This is a genomic window from Kitasatospora sp. NRRL B-11411 (assembly GCF_000721345.1).
GTDB classification, from domain to species: domain Bacteria; phylum Actinomycetota; class Actinomycetes; order Streptomycetales; family Streptomycetaceae; genus Kitasatospora; species Kitasatospora cineracea.
Genome location: NZ_JOGH01000055.1, coordinates 1 through 16,410 on the forward strand (window position 1 = coordinate 1; position 16,410 = coordinate 16,410).

At 74.8% G+C, this 16,410-nt stretch carries 14 protein-coding genes; 3 read left to right on the forward strand and 11 right to left on the reverse strand.

Annotated features, from left to right (window positions below; translation table 11 throughout):
* Positions 1-80 precede the first annotated feature (80 nt).
* A complete protein-coding gene (locus IH44_RS0123145) occupies positions 81-917 on the forward strand; it encodes a class I SAM-dependent methyltransferase (protein ID WP_030461611.1) in 837 nt (278 codons plus the stop codon).
* A gap of 25 nt (positions 918-942) precedes the next feature.
* Here the strand turns inward: IH44_RS0123145 and IH44_RS0123150 are convergent, their stop codons facing one another.
* Both IH44_RS0123150 and IH44_RS0123155 read right to left on the reverse strand, forming a co-directional pair.
* Entirely contained in the window at positions 943-1,284 is a 342-nt protein-coding gene (locus IH44_RS0123150; RefSeq protein ID WP_030461612.1) for a DUF5713 family protein, read from the reverse strand.
* Positions 1,285-1,382: 98 nt separating this feature from the next.
* Positions 1,383-2,411, reverse strand: coding sequence for a nitroreductase family protein (locus tag IH44_RS0123155; protein WP_232795052.1), 1,029 nt, complete (start codon positions 2,409-2,411; stop codon positions 1,383-1,385).
* 241 nt (positions 2,412-2,652) lie between these two features.
* Here IH44_RS0123155 and IH44_RS0123160 point away from each other — a divergent pair, with 241 nt between their 5' ends.
* On the forward strand, positions 2,653-3,657 hold the full coding sequence (locus tag IH44_RS0123160; protein ID WP_030461614.1) for an aldo/keto reductase family protein: 1,005 nt from the start codon (positions 2,653-2,655) through the stop codon (positions 3,655-3,657).
* 71 nt (positions 3,658-3,728) lie between these two features.
* Here IH44_RS0123160 and IH44_RS0123165 read toward each other — a convergent pair whose 3' ends face one another.
* The 3 genes from IH44_RS0123165 to IH44_RS47365 all read right to left on the reverse strand — a co-directional run bounded on the left by IH44_RS0123165 (position 3,729) and on the right by IH44_RS47365 (position 8,736).
* Complete coding sequence (locus IH44_RS0123165) at positions 3,729-6,023, reverse strand: SpoIIE family protein phosphatase (protein ID WP_081967058.1); 2,295 nt, start codon at positions 6,021-6,023, stop codon at positions 3,729-3,731.
* A 53-nt stretch (positions 6,024-6,076) separates the two neighbouring features.
* Positions 6,077-8,185, reverse strand: coding sequence for a SpoIIE family protein phosphatase (locus tag IH44_RS0123170; RefSeq protein WP_051817213.1), 2,109 nt, complete (start codon positions 8,183-8,185; stop codon positions 6,077-6,079).
* Positions 8,186-8,331: 146 nt separating this feature from the next.
* Positions 8,332-8,736, reverse strand: coding sequence for an SHOCT domain-containing protein (locus IH44_RS47365; protein WP_030461617.1), 405 nt, complete (start codon positions 8,734-8,736; stop codon positions 8,332-8,334).
* 111 nt (positions 8,737-8,847) lie between these two features.
* Between IH44_RS47365 and IH44_RS49155 the strand changes: the two genes are divergently transcribed.
* A complete protein-coding gene (locus IH44_RS49155; protein WP_255358107.1) occupies positions 8,848-10,188 on the forward strand; it encodes a threonine/serine exporter ThrE family protein in 1,341 nt (446 codons plus the stop codon).
* Here the strand turns inward: IH44_RS49155 and IH44_RS0123185 are convergent.
* From IH44_RS0123185 to IH44_RS0123210, 6 genes are all read right to left on the reverse strand, one after another.
* The gene (locus tag IH44_RS0123185) at positions 10,155-11,033 is read right to left on the reverse strand and encodes a hypothetical protein (protein ID WP_030461619.1); all 879 of its coding nucleotides are present in this window, start codon (positions 11,031-11,033) and stop codon (positions 10,155-10,157) included. The genes IH44_RS49155 and IH44_RS0123185 overlap by 34 nt on opposite strands.
* Before the next feature lie 189 nt (positions 11,034-11,222).
* Positions 11,223-11,591: a hypothetical protein gene (locus IH44_RS0123190; RefSeq protein WP_030461620.1), complete on the reverse strand. Its 369-nt coding sequence runs from the start codon at positions 11,589-11,591 to the stop codon at positions 11,223-11,225.
* 54 nt (positions 11,592-11,645) lie between these two features.
* Positions 11,646-12,284, reverse strand: coding sequence for a ubiquinol-cytochrome c reductase iron-sulfur subunit (locus IH44_RS0123195; protein WP_051817214.1), 639 nt, complete (start codon positions 12,282-12,284; stop codon positions 11,646-11,648).
* Positions 12,281-12,898, reverse strand: a complete 618-nt coding sequence (locus tag IH44_RS0123200; protein WP_030461622.1) for a 4Fe-4S dicluster domain-containing protein — start codon at positions 12,896-12,898, stop codon at positions 12,281-12,283. Before IH44_RS0123200 ends, IH44_RS0123195 begins: the two co-directional genes overlap by 4 nt.
* 6 nt (positions 12,899-12,904) lie before the next feature.
* On the reverse strand, positions 12,905-15,205 hold the full coding sequence (locus IH44_RS0123205; RefSeq protein WP_030461623.1) for a molybdopterin oxidoreductase family protein: 2,301 nt from the start codon (positions 15,203-15,205) through the stop codon (positions 12,905-12,907).
* Positions 15,202-16,227: a hypothetical protein gene (locus tag IH44_RS0123210; RefSeq protein ID WP_030461624.1), complete on the reverse strand. Its 1,026-nt coding sequence runs from the start codon at positions 16,225-16,227 to the stop codon at positions 15,202-15,204. The genes IH44_RS0123205 and IH44_RS0123210 overlap by 4 nt, the downstream gene beginning before the upstream one ends.
* Between the last annotated feature and the right edge of the window lie 183 nt (positions 16,228-16,410).

Sequence of the window (16,410 nt, forward strand, 5' to 3'; positions counted from 1 at the left end):
CCGCCGTCCCCCCCCCCGCCCCGCCCCTCCCGCCCTCCTCGCTACGATCGTCCACGGAGCACCGGAACGAGGGGGTACTTGTGCCGCAGAGCGCACCATCGACCACGGCCTTCGACGCCAACGAACGCACCGCCTGGGCCGGGCACGGCGCCGTCTACGCCGCCTCGTTCGGCCGGCTCTGCGCCCGCCCGGCGGGCCGGCTCCTGGACGCGGCAGGCGTGTCCGCGCACCACCGGGTGCTGGACGTCGGCACCGGGCCGGGCACCGTCGCCGCGGCGGCAGTGGCCCGCGGCGCCCTGGTCACCGCCGTCGACGCCGAGCCGAGCATGCTCGAACTCGTCCGCCGCAACGTCCCGCAGGCCCGCAGCGGCCTCGCCACCCTCCCCGAACTGCCGTTCCCGGACGGCGAGTTCGATGTGGTGGTGGCCAACTTCGTCCTCAACCACGTCGGTCGGCCGCTGCTCGCACTGGCCGAGATGCGGCGCGTGCTGCGCCCGGGCGGGCGGCTCGCCGTCACCATCTGGTCGGGCAGCCCCGCGCCGGGGCAGACGCTGCTCCCGCGCGCCCTGCAGGCGGCCGGCGCGGTCCGCCCGCCGCACCTGGGGCCGCTCGACCCGGCCGACGACTTCACCCGCACCCCCGAGGGGCTGGCCGGGCTGCTCACCGCCGCCGGGCTGCGCGACGCCCACGGCCGCACCCTCGACTTCGACCACGCCACCACCCTGGACGAGTGGTGGAGCGGCCCGGCGGCCGGGGTCGCCACCGTCGGACTGACCCTGCTCGCCCAGCCGCCCGCCGTCCGGGCCGAGGCCCGCCGCCACTACGAGCGGCTCGCCGAGGAGTACCGCACCGACCCGGCGCAGCCGGACGCCCTGCTGCTCCCGCACCGCGCCCTGCTGGCGTCCGCCACCCGCTGAGCGCCCCCGGACCGGCCCCGCGGCCTCACCAGTCGCGGGGTTCGACCAGCTCCTCCAGGTCGGCGTCCGGGAAGCCGTACGCCCCGGCGAGGTACCCGAAGTCCACCGCGATCGTGTCGCGCGCGACGGTCTCGATCTCGCTGTCGGCCGCGTAGAACTCCTCCGCCAGCAGGTTGAACTGCTCCGTCGCGGCGTGCGTCAGCACGTACAACTCCTCAAGGCTGCGCGGTGGTTCGGCCTCGATCCGCTCGCACAGCGCGTGCAGGATGTCGCCGCCCTTGGCCACCAGGTGCGCCGGGTAGTACCCGTCCCCGCGCATCGGGCGCAGGAACTCGTACCCCGCCATCCGCTCGTTCGTGATCGCCATGCCGCCGCTCCGTCCACCGGGTCCACTGGGGAAGTCCTCCGGCCGATGATGCCCCCGCCCACCGACAACAGCCGGCACCCCTCCCGAACGGGGCGCCGTTAGCGGTCCCCGGCCGGGTCGCGCAGCAGGTCGTCGACGCTCCGGCGCGGGGTGGCCGCCCCGGGCGGGCCGTAGCCGACCCGCAGCACCACCTGGACGGTGCCGATGCCACTGTCGGGGTCGCGCAACCGCCAACGGGTCTCCGGCAGTTCGACGGCCTGGTGGAGCACCGAGACCCGCAGCCCGCGGGCGGTCGCCACCAGCCAGACCCGTTCCATCGCCTGCCCGGCCCGCAGCCAGTCCGCCACCGTGTCGCCCCGGGTGGCGATGGTCGCCAGCTGCGGCAGCGCCTCGAAGCGCTGCGCGTGCACGGGTCCGCGACCGGCGAAGTCCCGTACGGGGACCCGGGCTTCGTGGTCCTGCGGGCCGAGCGCCCGCTCCGGGATGCCGTCCCCGGTGCGGGCGGCCGGGGCCGCGCGCAGCCAACTCCCGGTCTCCGCCCGGCGGGCGGCGTCCCCGGCGATCCGGGCCTCGGCCTCCGCGGTCAGCGCCAGCACCCGGCGCGCCCCGGCCTCCTCCAGCACGTCCAGCACGGTGTCCTCGTCGGCGGCGGCCGCGATCAGCTCGCCGATCACCGCCTCGGGCACGTCCCGGTTCCCGAACGGCTCGCGACTGGAGTGCCGTTGGCCGATCGCCTCGGCCAACTCGGCCAGTTCAAAAGGCTCCTGGGCTGCTCCGCGCGGCCCGAAGCGCACCACCGCGACCGGTTCGGCCGGCTCGACCGGTCCCGGCGCCAGGTCCAACTCCTCGACGGGCAGGCCGAGTCGGGCCGCCGCCACCCGCAGGTTGAACAGTGCCGCCCCGACCGACAGCAGCATGCCCCGCCCGTCCGGGTCCGCCAGCGGCACCGCCCGCGCCGGGTCGGCGAACACCAGCATCCCGGGCCCGTCCCCGGCCGGCCGGAACCACCACGGCTGCGCGTTGTGCAGCGACGGCGCGGCCCCGGCCGCCGCGACCAGCTCCCGCAGCTCCGCCGGGCTCGGCCCGCCCGGCACCCCGTCCATCGTTCCCGCCGTCGACCCGGTCATCGCGGATCACTCCTCGCCGCATCCTCGTCGGATCCCACACGTCCGTGTCTTGAGCCTGCGCCCGGCCCCGCCCCGCCCGGTAGGGCCCAAAGGCCCGGCCCCGGCGACCTCCGCCCCTCCCGCCGACGACCTCCGCCCCTCCCTCCGACGACCTTCGCCCCTCGCCCCGACGGCACCCGCCCCTGCCCCGTCCCGGCGCCGGTACCACCCGCTCCGCCGCCGCTGACGTACGGTACGGGTCATGGAATTCCGCCACCTGGGCCGCAGCGGCCTGATCATCAGTGAGATCGCGTACGGGAACTGGCTCACCCACGGCTCGCAGGTCGAGGAGGAGACCGCGGGCGCCTGCATCCGCGCCGCCCTCGACGCCGGGATCACCACCTTCGACACCGCCGACGTCTACGCCGAGACCCGCGCCGAGTCGGTCCTCGGCCGGGCCCTGAAGGGCGAGCGCCGCGAGGGGCTGGAGATCCTCACCAAGGTGTTCTGGCCGACCGGCCCCGGCCGCAACGACCGGGGCCTGGGGCGCAAGCACGTCATGGAGTCGATCGACGGCTCGCTGCGCCGCCTGCAGACCGACTACGTGGACGTCTACCAGGCCCACCGCTACGACCCCTCCACCCCGCTGGAGGAGACCATGGAGGCGTTCGCCGACGTGGTCCGCTCCGGCAAGGCGCTGTACATCGGCGTCTCCGAGTGGACGGCCGCCCAGATCCGGGCCGGCTACGCGCTGGCCCGCGAGCTGCGCGTCCCGTTCGTCTCCAGCCAGCCCCAGTACAGCGCGCTGTGGCGGGTCATCGAGGGTGAAGTGGTGCCCACCTGCGAGGAGTTGGGCATCGGCCAGGTGGTCTGGTCGCCGATCGCACAGGGCGTGCTGACCGGCAAGTACAAGCCGGGCGCCGAGCCCCCGGCCGGCTCCCGGGCCACCGACGAGAAGGGCGGCGCGAACTTCGTCGCCCGCTGGCTGCGGCCCGAGGTGCTGGAGCGCGTCCAGCTGCTGCAGCCGCTCGCCGCGGAGGCCGGCCTGTCTCTCGCCCAGCTCGCCGTCGCCTGGGTGCTGCAGAACCCGAACGTCTCCGCCGCGATCATCGGCGCCTCCCGCCCCGAGCAGGTCACTGAGAACGTCAAGGCCGCGGGCGTGAAGCTGGAGCCCGCCCTGCTCGCCCGGATGGACGAGATCCTGTCCCCCGTCGCCGAGTTCGACCCGGCCCGGACGGCGGAGAACGCCCCCAAGACCCGCCCCTGAGACCCGCCTCTGAAACCCACCCCTGAGACACACGGGCGGCCGCCCTTGCCCGGGGCGGCCGCCTCCCCCCGCTATCCGGGCAACTCCCCTTCCCCCTCCTGCCTCTCTCCCTCCCCCTCCGGCAGCTCCTGCTGCGCCCAGATGGTCTTCCCGTGCCGGGCGAACCGGGTGCCCCAGCGCTGCGCCAGCTGCCCGATGATGAACAGCCCCCGGCCGCCCTCGTCGGTGGACTTGGCCCGCCGCAGGTGCGGGGTGCTGTCGGAGCTGTCCGACACCTCGCAGATCAGGCCCCGGTCGTTGATCAGCCGCAGCCGGATCGGCGACTTCCCGTACCGGATCGCGTTCGTCACCAGCTCGCTGACGATCAGGTCGGTGGCGAACTCCAGCTCCGTCAACCCCCAGGCGGCGAGCTGGTGTTCGGCCAGCCGCCGGGCGGTGCGCACCACCGCCGGGTCCTCCGGCAGGGTCCACACCGCGACCTTGTCGTCCGGCAGCCCCAGGGTGCGCACCAGCAGCAGCACGGCGTCCTCGCGCTGGCGTTCCGGCAGCAGCGCGTACACCGCCTGGTCGCACAGCTGCGCCAGCTCCTCCTCGCCGGCCCGGGCCAGCACCCGTTGCAGCACCGCCCGCCGCCCCTCCCCCGGCCCGACCGGCAGCACCTCGTCCAACCCGCCGCGCTCCGCCCCCGTCCCCTCCCTGCCCCCCGTCCCCTCCCCGGCCCCCGTCCGCCGCGGCGGCCCGGACATCAGCCCGTTGGTGTACAGCGCCAGGACGCTACCGACCGGCAGTTCCGCGACCCGCGTCTCGTAGCAGCCGTCGCCGCAGCCCAGCGGCAGCCCGGGCTCGACCGGGAACGGCACCGGCACGCCGTCGGGGCCGACCACGACCGGCCCGGGGTGTCCGGCGGAGGCGGCGGTGCAGGTCCGGCCGATCGGGTCGTAGACCAGGTACAGGCAGGACGCCAGCCCGTCCGGCAGGCTGTCCGCACCGGCCGGCAGGCTGCCCCGCTGCTCGTCGGTCAGCACCCGGGCCGCGTCGTCCAGCCGCACCAGCAGCTCGTCCGGCGCGAGGTCCTGGACGGCCAGCGTCCGCAGCGCGGTGCGGACCTGTCCCATCACGGCGGCGGCCTCGATCCCGGTGCCGGTGACCGAGCCGATCGCCAGCCCGACCCGGGCGGCGGACAGCGGCACCACGTCGTACCAGTCGCCGCCCGGCCCGACCACGCCGGGCAGGTACACGTGCGCGCTCTGCACGGCGCTCAGCTCCACCGGTTCCCGGGGCAGCAGTTGGCGCTGCAGGGTGGTGGCGATCGAGCGTTCCCGGGCGTAGCTGCGGGCCTTGTCGATGGACATCGCGCCGCGCGAGGCGAGTTCGACGGCCAGTTCCAGGTCGTCCTGGTCGAACGGCTCCGGGCGCCGGTGCCGGTAGAGCGCCAGCACGCCCAGCACGGCGTCGTGCACCACCAGCGGCGCGACGATCATCGAGTGCACGCCGAGCCCGGTCAGCCGTCGTCCCCGCTCGGGGTCGGAGGCCAGCCACTGCTCCTCGCCGCCCAGCCCGCGGATCAGCCGGGGCCGCCCGTCCTCGAGCGCCTGGCTGTAGGGCGTCGGCGCCCCGTAGGTGGACAGCGCGCCGTGCGGGACGGGGCCGGGCGAGGGCCCGGCGGGGCCGGCGCCGTGCACGGAGCGGTAGGCGGCCCGGCGCAGCGGGGCGCCGGGGTCGATGGGGCCGGTGCGCAGCGGCAGTCCGCGCAGGGGTTCGTCGAGCAGGTCGACGGTGGCGGAGTCGGCGAAGCGCGGGACGGCGACGTCGGTGAGTTCCTGGGCGGAGCCGATGGCGTCGAGGGAGGCGCCGAGGCTGCGGTGGGCGCTGTGCAGGATGTCGAGCCGGTCGAGGGCGGTCTGCTGTTCGGTGACGTCCTCGACGGCGGCGACCAGGTAGGGGCTGCCGGTGTCGGAGAGGATCCGGAAGAAGGAGATCGCGCCGACCATCTCGTGCCGGGGGTCGGCGGGCATCCGGCCGCGCACCAGGTGTTCGCGGACGTAGCCGCCGTCCTGGAGGGCGTGGCGGGCGAGTGCCTCGAGTTCGCCCCGGTCGAAGCCGGGGGCGAAGTCGGCGGGCCGGTGGCCGACGATGTCGTTGCCGGGCATGCCGCGGACGCCGCGGGCGGCGCCGTTGTAGCGGATCACCCGCAGGTCCTGGTCGAGCAGGTAGAGGCCGATCGGGGCCTGGGCGAACAGCGCGTCGAGCAGTGCGGCGTCGACCTGCCCGCCCTCCCCGCTGCCCACCGGCCCCCGCACCACCCCTTCCCGCGCCTCGCCTTCGCCGCCCCTGCCCGTCACGCCGTCCCGACCGTCGCCGTCCATGCCGTTCCTCCCTGTGCGGCCCCTCCTGCCCTCGTCCCTCCCGCCCTCGTCCCTCACCACCGCTTCCCCTTCCGCCCTCCGCCGCTCGCCGCGCCCTGCCCCGCCGCGCCGTGCCCCGCCGCGCCGTCCTGCACCGGGCCCTGCGGGTCGGGCCGGAAGGCGATCACCGCGATGTCGTCGCGGACGTCGGCGACCAGGGCGACCAGGTGGTCGCAGAGGTCGGCGAGGGGCTGGTGGCGGGCTTCGGCGGCGCTGCGGCAGAGCCGGGCGATGCCGTCGTTGAGGTGTTCGCCGGGGACTTCGACCAGGCCGTCGGTGTAGAGCAGCAGCGTCTCGCCGGCCCCGACGGGGTGCCGGTGGGTGACCCGGGGGCGGCGGGGGTCGACGCACAGCGGGACGTCGGCGTCCTCGGCGGCCAGCAGCCGGGGCGGCCCGTCGACGGGGACGAGGACGGGCGGCGGGTGTCCGGCGTTGGCCCACTCCATCTCCCAGCCGCCGTCGGCGCCGTTGCGCACCAGCCGGGCGTGCACCGCGGTGGCGAAGCTGCCGACGCCCAACCCCTCGGCGGCGGTGTCGAGTTCGCGCAGCGTGTCGGCGGGGGTGTGGGCGTGGCCGCGGGTGTAGGCGATGGAGCGGAGCATGGCGCGCAGTTGGCCCATGGTGGTGGCGGCGGCGAGGTCGTGGCCGGCCACGTCGCCGATGGTGATGGCGAGCGAGCCGTCGGGGAGGGCGAAGGCGTCGTACCAGTCGCCGCCGATCTCGGCGTTGCGGCTGCCGGGCTGGTAGCGGGCGGCGACGGCGGCGGCGCCGAGCCGGGGCGGGGTGGTGAGCAGGGCGCGTTGCAGGACGACGGCGGCGTGCCGGGCGCGCTGCAGGGCGAGGGCCTGGCGCAGCGGGGCCTGGGCGCGCTGCAGGACTTCGTGCTGGAGGTCGATGTCGGCGGGTCCGGGCGGGGGCGCGTCCTGGCAGCCGGCGGTGGCGGCGAGGGCGACGACGGCGCCGTCGACGACGATGGGCAGCAGGGTGAGGCTGGTGGCGCGGACGGCGCGCAGCCAGCGGGCGGAGATCTCGGGGACGGTGCCGGTGGGGAAGGCGCCGGCGGTGAGGTCGAGCAGGGCGGGGGTGCGGTCGGTGACGGCGCGGCGGGCGTGCGGGCCGAGGGTGAAGGTCTGCCGTTCGAGCGGGGGCAGCGGGGGCAGTCCGGGGCGGGCGACGGAGGCGATCCGGGTGGCGACGATCTCTTCGCCGCCGGCGTCGGGTCCGGGCAGCAGGTAGACGGCGCAGACGTCGGTGAGGTCGGGGACGAGGGTGGCGGCGAGGGCGGCGAAGGCGTCTTCGGCGCGTTCGGCCTCGGTGACGGCGCCGGCCCGGGCGAGCAGGCGTTCGCGCAGGCGGCCGCGCCAGTGGTCCTCGATGTCGCGGGTGGTGCCGATCCATTCGGTGCCGCGGTCCTCGTGCGGGACGGGGACGGCGCGGGAGCGGAGGTGCCGGTAGCCGCCGGTGGCGCTGCGGACCCGGAAGGTGTGGTCGAAGACGGCGGGCAGCTCGCGCAGGGCGGCGGCCCAGCGGGCGGCGGTTTCGGCGCGGTCCTGGGGGTGGACGACGTCGAGCCAGCCGTCGGCGGTGGCGGCTTCGGGGAAGGGCTGGCCGGTGATCTCCTCCCAGCCGGGCATGAGTTCGCTGGCGGTGCCGTCGGCGCGGGCGACCCAGACCATCTGGGCGGCGGCGGCGATCAGGGCCTCGTAGCGCTGGAGGGCTTCGAGGCGTTCGGCGGACTGGCGTTCGGCTTCGAGGGCGGAGTGCAGTTCGGCGGTGGTGTCGATGGCGGCGGCGAGGATGCCGGGGCCCTCGCGGGTGGTGGTGGGCGAGCAGGAGTAGACGAAGTGGCGGTGGGTGGGTTCGCCGGCGGGGCAGCCGAGGGTGCGGTGGGCGGTGACCTGTCGGGCGGTGCCGTCGGCGAGGACGGCGTCGAGGGTGGCGAGGAAGCGTTCGCTGCCGGGTTCGGTGAAGGCTTCGCGGGCGGGTGCGCCGAGCGGGCGGTCGCCGAACAGGGCGTGGAAGGCGTGGTTGTAGTAGACCAGCCGGTGGTCGGTTCCGGCGGTCAGGGCGATCGCCACGACGGCGTGGTCGAACGCCTCGGGTGTCAGCTGGGGTTCCGGCACCCCGGGTCCTCCTCCCGTCCGCCGCCGGGCGGGTGCGTGGGTTCCTGCCCGGCTCTGCTCGTGCGCCGTGCGGCGCTCCCGGTACGCGGGCCCGGGCCGGTGCGGGTGGGGTTCCCGCGCCGGCCCGGGCCGTGCTCGGTGCGGTGTCAGGTGAGCAGTTTCTGCTTGGCGGCCCGGAACTCGTCCTCGGAGATCGCGCCGCTGTTCTTCAGGTCGGCGAGCCGGGCGAGTTCGTCGACGTGCCGCGGTCCGGTGTTCCGGTCGTCGGTGCCGGCGGCCTTGCGGATGTAGTCCTGGAACTCGCCCTCGGCCTGGGCGGCGAGGGCCCGGTCGCGTTGGCCCATCTCCTTGCCGCGGACGATCAGGTAGACCAGGACGCCGAGGTAGGGCAGCAGGATCACGAAGATCGTCCAGCCGGCCTTGCCCCAGCCGCCCATGTCGTGGCTGCGGAAGATGTCGGTGAGGACCTTGAACATCAGGAAGAACCACAGGATCCACAGGAACAGCCACAGCATGGTCCAGAACAGGTTGAGCGCCGGGTAGTCGTCCATCGACTGGCTCCCTTCACAGGTCCTTCGAGTGGTATCACCACATTTCGGACATCGCATGTCGGCGGCCCGCCTCCGCGCGGGGCGCCGCGGGCCGGGCGAGGATGTGAGCCGGTGTCGGGTTCGGCGGCGCGGGAGGCGCGGATGGTGGACGGCGGACGGACGGCGGCCGCGGAGCGGGACGGCGACGGGGTGTCCCTGGAGCAGGTGACGGCGCTGCTGGCGCGGCTGGCCGGGATGCTGCTGGCGGCGAGCGGCGAGGGCGCCTCGGAGGTCGAGCGGACGGTGGCGCGGGTCGGGGCGGGTTTCGGCGCCCGCACCTCGATGGTGCTGGTCCCGGACGGCGCGGCGCTGACCGTGCTGCTGGGCGGCCGCACGGCGACGGTCGCGGTGCGGTCCTTCCCGGACGTCGCCCGGCTGGACAAGGTGGCCGCGCTCAAGCCCTGGGCGCACCGGGTCGCACGGGGCGGCACCCCCCTCGCGGAGGCGGAGCGGCGGCTGGCGGCGATCGACGGCGCGCCCGCCCCGTACCCGTGGTGGCTCAAGGGGCTGGGCATCGTGCTGTTCACGGTGGGGTTCGCGCCGCTGATGCAGCCGACCTGGTACGAGATCGGCAGCAGTGCGCTGCTGGGCCTGGTCACGGCGGTGCTGGCGGTGGCGGCGGGGCGGTGGCCGCGGCTGGCGCGGGTGCTGCCGCTGGTGGCGGCGACGGCGGTGTCGGTGCTGGTGCTGGAGGTGTTCGCCCGGACTCCGGCGCACGGCGGGGCGGTGCTGCTGATGCTCCCGGCGCTGTTCTACTTCGTCCCCGGCGACCTGCTGTCGGCGGCGGCCGTCGAGCTGGCCGCGGGCTTCCTCACCACGGGCGCGGTGCGCCTGGTGTACGCGGTGTTCCTGCTGCTGCAGCTGTACCTGGGCGTGATGCTCGGGGTGTACGCGACCGGCGGCGACACCTCGGCGATGTTCGACGTGGCGGCGCACGCCGACCTGCCGCGCTGGGCGACGTTCCTGTCCTGGGTGGTGTTCACCCTCGGCACGGTGCTGGCGTTCGCGGTGCCGTGGCGGCTGCTGCCGGTGCTGCTGGGGACGGTGTACCTGACGGTGGCGGTGCAGTCGGGGGCGACGAAGCTGGTCGGGGAGGTGGGCGGGACGTTCGCGGCGGCGGTGGCGCTGGGGGTGCTGGCCACGGTGGTGGCGGCCGGGCCGGGGCGGCCGCCGCGGATGCTGCTGGCGCTGCCGGGGTTCTTCACGCTGACCGTGGGCTCGCTGGGGATGCGCGGCCTGACCAGCCTGGCCGGCGGGCATCCGGTGCGGGGGTTCCACGACCTGCTGTCGATGGTGACCACGGTGGTGGCGATCGCCGTCGGCCTGCTGGTCGGCTCGGTGCTCGCCCAGCGCCCGCAGCCGCTGCCGGTCTCCCCCGACTACCCGGCCGCGGCCCCGCCGCCGCTGCCGTAGCAGGGCAGATCGAGCGCGGTCGGGTCCATCGCCGCGAGCCACTGGCCGGAGCGGCGCAGCACGGGCGTCAGCACGATCTCCGGCCCGCCGTCGTGGCCGGTCCGCACCAGGGCGTCGTAGCGGACGGGGCGGTGGGCGGCGGTCGCGGGGGTGGGCCGTTCGTCGCGGCGGGCCCGGGCCTGGGCGTCGAGGGCCCGGTAGGCGCGGCGCAGGTGGGGCTCCCAGCCGGGCAGGTGGTGCGGGTCGGCGGGGACGAGGTAGCGGGCGCCGCGGTCGGCCAGCAGGGCGGTCAGGCGCTCGACGGCCTCGGTGCGGCCGAGGCCGTCGGGCAGCTGCTCGACGGCCTCGGCGAGCGGGCGGGTGACGCGCAGCAGGGCCTCGTTGAAGTCGAGGCCGTGCTCGCCCTCGGCCTGCACCAGCAGGGCGCGCTGTTCGCCGGTGAGGTTGAGCCGGCACGGGTAGTGGCCGCCCTCGGTGAGCAGGTCGGGCTGTCCGTGCCAGGCCACGGGGGTGTCGCCGAGGCGGGCCCACTGCGGCCAACTCACCTGCTCGCCGGGGCCTTTGACGGCGTGTCCGAGCGGGTGGTCGCCGACGGTGAGGATCTCGATCCGGGCGCCGACCACCGTGGCGGGGGCGGGGTGGACGACCAGGCGCCGCCCGTCCCAGTCGAGGCCGCCGGTGTGCGCGCCGACGGGTTCGGTGGCGGCGAGGGTGAGCGGGCCGTGCGGGTGGGCGTCGTGCATGTGGGCCACCGTGACGGGGACCAGGACGGCGGCGCGGAGCACGGCCTGCCGGTCGGGGAACGGCCTGGGCTGGACCGTCTCGGTGGTGGCGTGCTCCGTCATGCGCTGTGCCCTTCCCGCGCCCGCACGGCGCGCGACCCGGCGGGTGCCGGCTCGTCGGCCGCCCACCCCGCGGTGTGTCCCGTCGGCCGCCGGAGCGACCAGGGGGACAGCGTACGGGCCGCCGCCCGGTTGCGGAACGCGGTGGGGGCGGGTGGTGGCGAATCGTGACCGGGGGCAACGGCCGGGCGGTCAGCGGTCGTTGGGTGAGACCCGCCAGGCGAGCAGGACGACCAGGAAGGACGCGGCACTGAATCCGGTGCACCACCAGGCGGTGCCGGTCTGGCCGCGCATCCAGGCGTTGGTGGCGGTGTTCAGCGCCCACAGCTGGCCGATCACGATGGTGACGGCGAGGGCGACCCGGGCGGACAGGATCGCCGAGCGCTCGGGCTGCTGGTCGGTGCCCGCGCCGGGGCCGGGGCCGGTCGCCGAGACCCGGGGGTCGGCGTAGCCGGAGGTGGCCCGGATCTGCGGGTACCGTTCGTGGACGGGCCGGTTGAGCCGGGGTTCGTCGCTGCCCGGGTGGTAGCCCTGCGGGTAGTGGCCTTCGGGAACGCTCATCACGCACCTCCACAAGCGAGTTGACGTCTCGTCAGTTCGTCCCGTGCGCGCCGGTCAGCGGCCGCTGCGGCGGGTGGCGCAGCCGGCGGCCTCGGCGAGGGCCGGGTTGCGGGCGGTCAGGCCGCGGCACAGGCCGGCCTCCTCGGCTTCGCCGGAGCGGGCGGTGCCGATCGCCCAGACCGCGCCCTGGGCGTCCTCGACCACCACCACCTTGGGCAGCGGGCGGGGCGGCGGTCCGCCGGTGACCTCGCCGGTGCGGGAGTCGAACTGCCCTTCGTGGCACGGGCAGTAGAGGTCGCCGTCACTGCCGTGGTCGCGCCGCCAGAGCACCCCGCAGGCCAGGTGGGTGCAGACCGTGGAGTAGCCGACCAGGGTGCCGTCGGGCAGCCGGATCGCCATCGCCCGGTCGTCCTCGCCGGGGTAGTCGAAGCTGACCGCCTCGCCGCGCTCGATCCGGTCGGCGACCTTCAGCGGGGCGGCGCTGCCGTCGCCGTGGCGGTGCAGCACGCCGGCCGAGACGACGGTGGAGCCGACCACCAGGCCGCCGGAGACGGTGGCGACGATCCGCAGGTAGTCGCGCCGGGTGGTCAGCGAGTCGGCGCTGATCCGTTCCTTGAGCGCGGCCCGTTCGGCCCGGTGGCCGTCCGGGTCCGCGGTGCCGTACGGCTCGGGGGAGTTGCCGGGGCCGGTCACGCCCTCGCTCCGTTCCCGGGCGCGGGGCGCCCGTTGACCTCGATCAGGTTGAGCGTCCCGCCGGGGACGGGGGTCTGCCGTTCGCCCGGCACCACCATGGCGACGCCGGTGGAGACCACGGTGTCGCCGAACGCGAACAGCGTGGAGACGTCCACGCCGGGCCGTTCGGCCTGGAGTTCCTCGACGGTGCCGTAGAACAGGGCGCCGGTGGGGCAGACGGTGGCGCACATCGGGGCCAGGCCGTAGGAGGTGCGGTCGTAGCAGAGGTTGCACTTCATCTGGAGCTTGGCCTCCAGGTCGATCTTGGGCACGCCGAACGGGCAGGCGTTGACGCAGTTCGCGCAGCCGATGCAGCGGGTCGGGTCGGCCTCCTGCACCACGCCGTCGGCGGTGATCAGGATCGCCTCGGCGGGGCAGACCTCGGCGCACGGCGCGACCGGGTCCTCGCAGTGCATGCAGACGGTGGGCAGCGAGGCGACGGTGTGGCCCTCGTCCGGGTAGTCCAGGTGGATCATCGACTTGCCGCGGTGCGAGTCGCACTCGCGGCAGGCCGACACGCAGGCCTGGCAGCCGATGCAGCGGCCCGGGTCGATGAAGATGGTGCGTCCCAGCATCCTCGGTCAGCCCCTCTCGGCGGTGCCGCGGCCCTGCGGCGAGGTCGGCGGCAGCGGGTCGGTGCGGGAGACCTGGGCCTCCGGGTAGGCCTCGCGGCCCGGCGGCACCGGCGGCGCGGGCACCGGGTCGATCTGCTCGGCCCGTTCGATCCGCACCGCGCACACCTTGTACTCGGGGATCTTCGAGCGCGGGTCGAGCGCGTCGACGGTCAGCGCGTTCGCGGCGACGGGGTACGGCCAGTGGTAGGGCACGAACACGTGGTCGGGGCGGATCGCCTCGGTCACCAGCGCGGGCAGCACCTCGCTGCCGCGCCGGGTCACCACCCGCACCGGCTCCCCGTTGCGGAAGCCGTGCGAGGGGTGCACCTCCACCCAGGGGCGGGGCGTCTGCTCGACCAGGCCGCCCAGGCGGCGGGTCTGGTTGCCGGACAGGAAGTGCGCGACGGTGCGCCCGGTGGTCAGCGTCATCGGGTACTCGTCGCTGTACGGGTCGGCCGGCGGGTGCCACTCCACCACCTGCATGTGCACCTTCTGGTCCGGGTGGGAGGTCTTGCCGCCCTCGAACAGCCGCGGCGTGCCCGGGTGGTCGAGGCTGGGGCAGGGCCAGGCGATGCCGCCGGTCTCCTCCAGCCGCTCGTAGGTGATGCCGTAGTAGTCGATGACGGTGCCGGCCGAGGCGCGGCGCAGTTCGTCGAAGACGTCCTTGGAGCCCTCGAAGGCGAACTTGCTTCCCTCGCCGAGGCGCCGGGCGATCTCGCACATCACCCAGGTGTCGGTGCGCACGCCCGGGGGCGGCTCCTGGGCCTTGTTGTGCTTGACCACCCGGGCCTCGGCGTTGGCCATCACGCCCTCGTCCTCGGCCCAGGTGGTGACGGGGAGGACCACGTGGGCGTTGGCGGCGGTCTCGGAGAGGAAGAAGTCGAGCTGGGCGTGGAACTCCAGCTTGTCGTAACCGTCCTTCACCACCGCGTAGTTGGGCAGCGAGACGAACGGGTTGTTGCAGACGCCGATCAGGCCGCGGATCTCGCCGCGCTGCATCTGCCAGACCATCTCCATCATCGAGGTTCCGGCCTGCGGGAGTTCGGACTCCTCGATGCCCCAGATCGCGGCGACCTGGCGGCGGTGCACCGGGTCGTTGATGGAGCGGCCGCCGGGCAGCAGGTCGGACTTCTGGCCGTGCTCGCGGCCGCCCTGGCCGTTGCCCTGGCCGGTGATGGTGCCGTAACCGGCGCCGGGGCGGCCCAGGTTGCCGGTCGCGGTGCACAGGTTGATCACGGTCAGGCAGTTCTCCACGCCCTGGGTGTGGTGCTCGATGCCGCGCGCGTGCCAGGCCATCGCCCGGTCCGCCGTCCCGAACACCCTTGCCACCTGGACGACTTGCTCCGCCGGGATGCCGCAGATCTCGGCGGCCCGGGCGGGCGGGTACGCCTTGACGGCGGCCCTGACCTCCTCCCAGCCGGTGGTGTGCTCGGCCAGGAACGCCTCGTCGGTCAGGCCCTCCTCGACGATGACGTGCAGCACCGCGTTGAAGAACGCCGAGTCCGTACCGGACTTGAGCGCGACGTGGATGTCGGCGGTGCGGGCGACGGCGGTCTCCCGCGGGTCGACCACGATCAGGGTGGCGCCGCGGTCCCGGGCGCCCCACACGTACTGGGTCATCACCGGGAAGCACTCGCCGACGTTCGACCCGGCGATCAGCAGGCACTGGGTCTGCAGGATGTCGGAGAACGGGTTGCCCGCCCGGTCGATGCCGAAGGCCAGCTTGTTGGCGCCCGCCGCGCTCACCATGCACAGCCGGCCGTTGTAGTCGACGTGCCGGGTCTTCAGCGCGACCCGGGCGAACTTGCCGACCAGGTACGTCTTCTCGGAGAACAGGCTGGCCCCGCCGAGCATCCCGAACGCGTCCCGGCCGCTCTCGCCCTGGATCCGCTGGATCTCGGCGACGGTGAAGTCCAGCGCCTCCTCCCAGCTCGCCTCCCGGAACGGCTCGTCGCGGCTGCGGCGCATCAGCGGCGCGGTCAGCCGGTCCGGGTGGTTGACCTGCTGGTAGGCGTTGACGCCCTTGGGGCACAGCCGCATCCGGTTGATGTCGTGGTTGCGCGGCTCGACGCCGAACACCTTGCCGCGGCCGTCCACCCGCAGGTACATCCCGCACTGCACGCCGCAGAAGCAGCAGTGCGTGGGGACGAGGGTCTGCTCGGTCTGGTCGGCCCGCCAGGCGGCGGCGGGCAGGCCGCCCGCGTCGCGGAAGTTGCGGGTCCCGAGCGGGGCGACGCTCGGGTCCAACGGGACGTGCTCGTGGCTCACTTGAACCCCCGCTTGACGTTCGACAGGTAGGCGTTGCCGCGCAGCACCCGCTTGCAACGGGGGCAGTACTCGGCCCACCCGTCGAAGCCCAGCTGCAGGTCGCGCATGGTGGCGCGCAGGTTGTCCACCGCCGCGACGGTGTCGATCGGCCGGCCGCAGCGCCGGCACCCCTGCAGTTCCTCGGCGTCCGAACCCCCGCGCCGGGCCGTGTACTTGAACAGCTGCATGCCGACCGCGGCCGGGCGCTGCACGATGTGGAAGAACTTGCCGAACGGCAGGTAGACCAGGGTCAGGACGACCGAGGCCATGTGCAGGATCGCCAGGAACTCGTAGCCGCCGCCGTGCAGGAACATCTCGGAGAAGGTCAGCAGCAGGCCGGTGACCGAGATGGTGACCAGGGCCAGCAGCGGCAGGAAGTCGTAGCCGAAGCGCTGTCCGGTGGTGGCGGCGCGGTCGCGCACCCGCCGCCACAGGAAGTAGCCGGCGCCGCCGATCACCAGCACGGCGGCCAGGTCCAGGCCGTGGTAGAGCGCCCAGCCGAGGAAGCTGCCGGAGTCGAAGCCGAACAGCTTGAAGCCCCACAGGCGCATCTCGTAGCCCGGGCCGGCCGCGCTGGAGGAGGTGAAGGTGAACCAGCCCCAGGTCAGCGGGAAGGTGATCGCGGCGGCCAGCAGGCAGCCCCAGAAGATGAGTTGGTGCGCGGCCCAGCGGGCGTGCGAACGGGCGCCGAGGAACTTCTGGAAGCCCAGGTAGGTGGCGATCATCCGGGGCAGCGCGGCGGGCGAACGCTTGAGGTTCTCCCAGGACAGCGCGGCCTTCCAGCCCGCCACGAACAGCCGGCGGGCGGCGGGCGCGGACACCCACACCACGTAGCGGTAGACCACGCCGAAGGTGAGGAACACCGACGCCACCGCGTACGGCACCAGCGCCGAGTCGAAGTCCCGCAGGCCCCGGCTGCCCAGCACGATCGCCACCACCAGCAGCGCACTGGCCGCGGCGGCGACCACCGAGGCGCGCACCACCGTCGCCGAGCCGGGCGACGGCTCGACCGCCTCCGCGCCTCCCCCGCCCGGCCCGTCCCCGACCGGGCCGCCCCCGGTCGGTCTGCCCTCCGCGGGCGGCGCTGTCCCGGCCACGCGCACTCTCCTCAGCGTTCGACGACCCACTCGACCTGACGTTCTCTCCGCCGGACGCTAGCGATCACC

What these genes read in the sequence shown, in the direction of transcription:
- IH44_RS0123160 (WP_030461614.1), top strand. Translation starts at nt 2,653, where the DNA reads ATGGAATTCCGCCACCTGGGCCGCAGCGGCCTGATCATCAGTGAGATC.
- IH44_RS0123185 (WP_030461619.1), bottom strand. Translation starts at nt 11,033, where the DNA reads ATGACGGAGCACGCCACCACCGAGACGGTCCAGCCCAGGCCGTTCCCC.
- IH44_RS0123200 (WP_030461622.1), bottom strand. Translation starts at nt 12,898, where the DNA reads ATGCTGGGACGCACCATCTTCATCGACCCGGGCCGCTGCATCGGCTGC.
- IH44_RS0123165 (WP_081967058.1), bottom strand. Translation starts at nt 6,023, where the DNA reads ATGGACGGCGACGGTCGGGACGGCGTGACGGGCAGGGGCGGCGAAGGC.
- IH44_RS0123190 (WP_030461620.1), bottom strand. Translation starts at nt 11,591, where the DNA reads ATGAGCGTTCCCGAAGGCCACTACCCGCAGGGCTACCACCCGGGCAGC.
- IH44_RS47365 (WP_030461617.1), bottom strand. Translation starts at nt 8,736, where the DNA reads ATGGACGACTACCCGGCGCTCAACCTGTTCTGGACCATGCTGTGGCTG.
- IH44_RS0123155 (WP_232795052.1), bottom strand. Translation starts at nt 2,411, where the DNA reads ATGACCGGGTCGACGGCGGGAACGATGGACGGGGTGCCGGGCGGGCCG.
- IH44_RS0123150 (WP_030461612.1), bottom strand. Translation starts at nt 1,284, where the DNA reads ATGGCGATCACGAACGAGCGGATGGCGGGGTACGAGTTCCTGCGCCCG.